Source organism: Streptomyces scopuliridis RB72 (genome assembly GCF_000718095.1).
Classification (GTDB): domain Bacteria; phylum Actinomycetota; class Actinomycetes; order Streptomycetales; family Streptomycetaceae; genus Streptomyces; species Streptomyces scopuliridis.
In genome coordinates, this window is sequence record NZ_JOEI01000061.1 from 1 (window position 1) to 5,503 (window position 5,503).

Consider the following 5,503-nt stretch of genomic DNA (forward strand, 5'->3'; position numbering starts at 1 on the left):
CCCGGCAGACCCTCAGCCCGACGACGCTCCATCAACGCATCCAGGAACGCGTTACCCGCCGCATAATTCCCCTGCCCCGCACTACCGAACAGGGCGGCGGCGGAGGAGAAGACCACAAACGCCGAAAGCTCTTGTTCACGGGTCAGTTCATGCAGATGCCAGGCCGCGTCAGCCTTCGGCCGCAGGACCGTGTCCAGCCGCTCCGGCGTCAGCGAACCGACCACACCGTCATCCAGCACACCCGCCGCATGCACCACTCGGTCCCTTGCAGCTCCAGCTGGGCGACCAGTTCCTCGGCTCCCTCGGCGCCCAGGCCCCGGCGGCTCACCAGCAGCAGCCTGCGCACCCCGTGCTCCGCCACCAGATGCCGCGCCACCACCGCGCCCAGACCACCCGTACCACCGGTGATCAGCACACTGCCATCGCCATCCCAGACCGGGTGTGCCGCAAGCCCCGGTGCCGACCCGCGTACCAGCCGCCCGGCCAGCGCCTCACCCTCGCGGACGATCACCTGCGGCTCATCCGCGCTCAGCACCGACAGCGGCACCGACTGCACGACCGGCTCGGCCGGATCGAGATCGACCAGACCGAAGCAACCCGGATTCTCCGACTGCGCCGACCGTACGAGACCCCGCACCGCAGCCGCCGCCACATCAGCGCCACCCACAGCACCCCGCGTCACAAAGACGAACCGCGACTCCGCGAACCGCTCATCCGCCAACCGCTCCTGAAGCTGCCCGAGCACCCGATGCGTCAACGCCCGTACCGAACCAGCCATATCCGCGCCGGGCTCCCCGACCACCGGAATCAGCACCACGCCCGGCATCTCGGACCCATCAGCGGCCAACGCAGCCGAATCCACACTCAGTTCGGCCTCAGCACCCGCAGCACGCACCGCCTCCACCAGGCCCAGGCTGTCCTGGCCGATCACGGCGATTCGCTGTGCGGTGCTGGTGGACGCGGCAGCCACCGGCATCCAGTCCAGCCGGAACAGCGCGTCCCTCGTCAGCGCACCCTCATCGTCCAGAGCCTCCGTCGACAGCGCCCGCATCGCCAGCGACTCCACCGACGCGACCGGCGCGCCCGTCACATCAGCCACCGCGATCGACACGGCACCATCGGCCTCGCGCGTCAGCCTCACGCGTACCGAAGAAGCCCCCGACGCCTGCAACGACACCCCGCTCCACGAGAACGGCACACCGCCACTCCGCCGGTCCGCGCCATCAGCCGACGAACCCACGAACCACGCCGAGTGAAGCCCGGCGTCCAGCAGCGCGGGATGGAGGCCGAAGGCCACCGCGTCGCCCTGCGCGTCCTCGGGCAGGCTCACCTCGGCGAAGACCTCGCCATCCCGGCTCCAAGCGGCCCGCAGCCCCTGGAACACCGGACCGTACGCGAAGCCCTCGGCCGCCCGAGCATCGTAGAAACCATCCAGATCCACCGGCTCGGCACCCACCGGCGGCCACACCGACGCATCGAAATCAACCCCGGCCCCGGCACCCGCGAATGCCCGGCCGGGACAAGTCCGATCGCCGCCGCGTCGGCGCCGCCCCGCATCCCGCCGGGCCAGAACGGCTGGTGCTCGAAGGCGTACGTGGGCACATCCACCCGCGACGCCCCGGTACCGGCGAAGAACCCGGCCCAGTCCACGGCGACACCACGCACATGCAGCTGAGCCAGTGCGGTGACGGCCGACTGTTCCTCGGCGCGGTTCTTACGGAGGACCGGCACCGTGAGGGCCTCGTCCGATACCGACTCCCGCGCCATCGCGGAGAGCACGCCGTCCGGACCCAGCTCCAGGAACGTGCTCACGCCCTGCTCACCGAGCGTCCGTACCCCGTCCGCGAAGCGCACGGCCTCGCGGACATGCCGTACCCAGTACTCGGCCGAGCACAGCTCCTCCGCCGACGCCAGACCACCCGTCAGGTTCGACACCACCGGGATACGCGGCGCCGAGGGGCCGTTGACCGCGGCGATCGACACCTGGTCCTGCCGCTCGAACAGCAGCGGCAGCACCTCGTCCTCCGTCGCCTGGACCGCGACCATCGCTCCACCGGCCGGCAGCGCCCCCATCAACCGCGCCCGCGCCACCACCAGCGCGCAGGCGTCCGCCAGCGAGAACACCCCCGCCACATGCGCCGCCGCGATCTCACCGATCGAATGACCCGCCACGAAGTCCGGCCGTACACCCCACGACTCCACCAGCCGGAACAGCGCCACCTCGATCGCGAACAACGCCGGCTGAGTGAAGCCCGTGTCGTTCAGCAGCTCCGCGTCCTCGCCCCACATCACCTCACGCAGCGAACGCCCCAACTCGCCGTCCAACAGCGGCAGTACGGAATCCAGTGCCTCCGCGAACGCCGGGAACCGGCCGTACAACTCACGGCCCATCCCCAGCCGCTGCGCACCCTGCCCCGAGAACAGCACCGCCGTCTTCCCACCGACGACCGCACCCGACACCGCCGAGGCGTCCGGCTCGCCGACCGCCAGGCCCGCCAGCGCGCGCACCGTCTCCTCGCGCTCGCCGGCCGACACCACCGCCCGGTGGTCGAACTTCGACCGGCCTGTCGCCAGCGAGAACCCGATGTCCACCGGCCGCAGTTCGGGCCGTGCCTGGATGTAGGAGAGCAGCCGGCCCGCCTGGCCGCGCAGCGCCTCCGGCGTCTTGCCGGACAGCACCCACGGCACCACGCCCGGCTCCACCACCGGTGCCTCGGATGCCTCGGGCCCGGTCACCACCGTTCCCTGGATCACCGTCACCGGTTGCTCCAGGATGACGTGCGCGTTCGTACCGCTGATACCGAACGACGAGACACCCGCCCGTCGCGCGCGATCGGTCTCCGGCCACTCCGCGGACTCCGTGAGCAGTTCCACCGCGCCCGCCGACCAGTCGACATGCGACGACGGCTCGGTCACATTCAGCGTCGGCGGCAGCACACCATGGCGCATCGCCATGATCATCTTGATCACACCGGCGGCGCCCGCGGCGGCCTGGGTGTGCCCCAGGTTCGACTTCACCGAACCGAGCAGCAGCGGACGCTCCGGGTCACGATCACGGCCGTACGTGGCCAGCAGCGCCTGCGCCTCGATCGGGTCACCCAGCGTGGTACCCGTACCGTGCGCCTCCACCGCGTCCACATCGGCGGGCGACAGTCCGCCGCTGGCCAGCGCCTGACGGATCACGCGCTGCTGCGAAGGACCGTTCGGCGCCGTCAGCCCGTTCGACGCACCGTCCTGGTTGACGGCCGAGCCCCGGACCACCGCGAGGATCTCGTGGCCGTTGCGCAGCGCGTCCGACCGCCGCTCCAGGAGGAGCATGCCGATGCCCTCGGACCAGCCGACGCCATCGGCCGACTCGGAGAACGGCTTGGACCGGCCGTCGGGGGCCAGGCCCCGCTGCCGCGAGAATTCCACGAAGGTGTCGGGGATCGACATCACGGTCACACCGCCGGCCAGCGCCAGCGAGCACTCACCGCTGCGCAGCGCCTGCGCGGCGAGATGCATCGCCACCAGCGACGACGAGCACGCCGTGTCGACCGTGACGGCGGGGCCCTCGAAGCCGAAGGTGTACGAGACGCGGCCCGAGGCCACGCTCAGCGCGCTGCCCTGGCCCTGGAAGCCCTCGAACTCCTTGCCGCTCAAGGTGGTGTTGTAGCCGCCGTACATCACACCGGCGAACACACCGGTCTGGCTGTCGCGCAGTGACACCGGGTCGATGCCGGCCCGCTCGATCGCCTCCCACGACGTCTCCAGCAGCAGCCGCTGCTGCGAGTCCGTCGCCATCGCCTCGCGCGGCGACATCCCGAAGAACGCCGGGTCGAACTCGCCCGCGTCGTGCAGGAATCCTCCCTGCCGCGTGTACGAGGTACCCATGTGCTCCGGGTCGGGGTTGTAGAGCGCGTCGACGTCCCAGCCGCGGTTCGTCGGGAAGTCGGAGACGACATCGGCGCCCTCGGTGACCACCCGCCACAGATCCTCCGGCGACCCGATGCCGCCGGGGAAGCGGCAGCTCATACCGACGACCACGACCGGATCGTCGTCGAGCATGGCCCGGGAGAGTTCCGGTGCCGCCGCGTCCGTGTCCAGGTCCGCGTCGGGGCCGACCAGTTCTTCGAGCAGATGCTCGGCCAGCGCCTCGACCGTCGGGTAGTCGAAGACCATCGTGGCGGGCAGCCGCAGTCCGGTCGCCGTGTTGAGCCGGTTGCGCAGCTCGACCGCCGTCAGCGAGTCGAAGCCCAGGTCACGGAAGGCCCGTGCCGGGTCGACCCCGTCGCCGCTCGCGTGACCGAGCACCAGCGCCGCCTGGCCGCGTACGAGCGTGAGCAGCGTCTCGTGCCGTTCGGCGCGCTCCAGCCTGCTGAGACGCTCGGCGAGCCCGGCGTCCGTGCCCGCGCCGGGCCCCGCGACCGCCGTACGCCGCGCGGTTGTACGGACCAGTCCCCGCAGCAGCGGCGGGACGGCGCCCTGCGCGCGCAGCACCGACAGGTCGAGCCGTACGGGCGCCACCGCGGCCTGACCGGTGGCCAGCGCGGCGTCGAACAGCGATACGCCCTGGTCGACCGAGAGCAGGGGCATGCCGGCCTCGGCGGCCCGGCGCAGATCGGCCTCGCCGAGGCCGCTCGTCATCCCGGCGCCCTGGTTCCAGGCGCCCCATGCCAGCGAGACTCCCGGCAGGCCCGCGGCCTGACGGTGCGCGGCGAGGGCGTCCAGGAAGGCGTTGCCCGCCGCGTAGTTGGCCTGCCCCGCGCCGCCGATCACACCGGAGACCGAGGAGAAGACCACGAAGGCGGCCAGATCGAGATCGCGGGTCAGCTCATGCAGATGCCAGGCCGCGTCGACCTTCGGCCGCAGCACCCGGGCCAGTCGCTCGGGGGTCAGTGAGCCGATGATGCCGTCGTCCAGCACACCCGCCGTGTGGACGACCGCCGTCAGCGGATGCTCGGCCGGGAGCGCGCCCAGCAGTTCCGCCAGGGCGTCGCGGTCCGCGACATCACACGCCTCGACGGACACCGAGGCGCCCTGTGCCGTCAGTTCGGCGACGAGTTCCGTGGCTCCCTCGGCGGAGAGCCCGCGCCGGCTGGTGAGCACGAGGTGCCGTACGCCGCGCTCGGCCACCAAGTGCCGTGCCAGCACGCCGCCCAGACCGCCCGTGCCGCCGGTGATCAGGACCGTACCCTCGGCGTCCCAGACCCGGGGCATGGTCAGCACGATCTTGCCGACATGCCGGGCCATGCTCATGAACCGGAACGCGTCGCGTGCCCGCCGTACATCCCACGACCGCACCGGCAGCGGCTCCAGCGCACCCTGCTCGAACAGGTCCATGACGGCGACCAGCATCCGCTGGATACCGTCCGGGTCCACCCAACCCAGGTCGAAAGCCTGGTAGTTCACGCCGTCGGGCACATCGGCGGCCTCCCGGATGTCGGTCTTGCCCATCTCCAGGAACCGGCCGCCGGGGCCGACCAGCCGCAGCGACGCGTCCACGAACTCACCGGCCAGCGAG

1 protein-coding gene and 1 pseudogene are annotated in these 5,503 nt (G+C 71.5%); both read right to left on the reverse strand.

Translation table 11 applies throughout. The features are described 5' to 3' along the window. Positions 1 to 1,441 (reverse strand): annotated as a pseudogene (locus IF11_RS43370) (SDR family oxidoreductase); the annotation flags it as partial. Then, the coding region (locus IF11_RS0135905) for a type I polyketide synthase (RefSeq protein WP_425315204.1) at positions 1,327 to 5,503 on the reverse strand (4,177 nt) is incomplete at its 5' end. The gene IF11_RS0135905 and the pseudogene IF11_RS43370, both read right to left, overlap by 115 nt.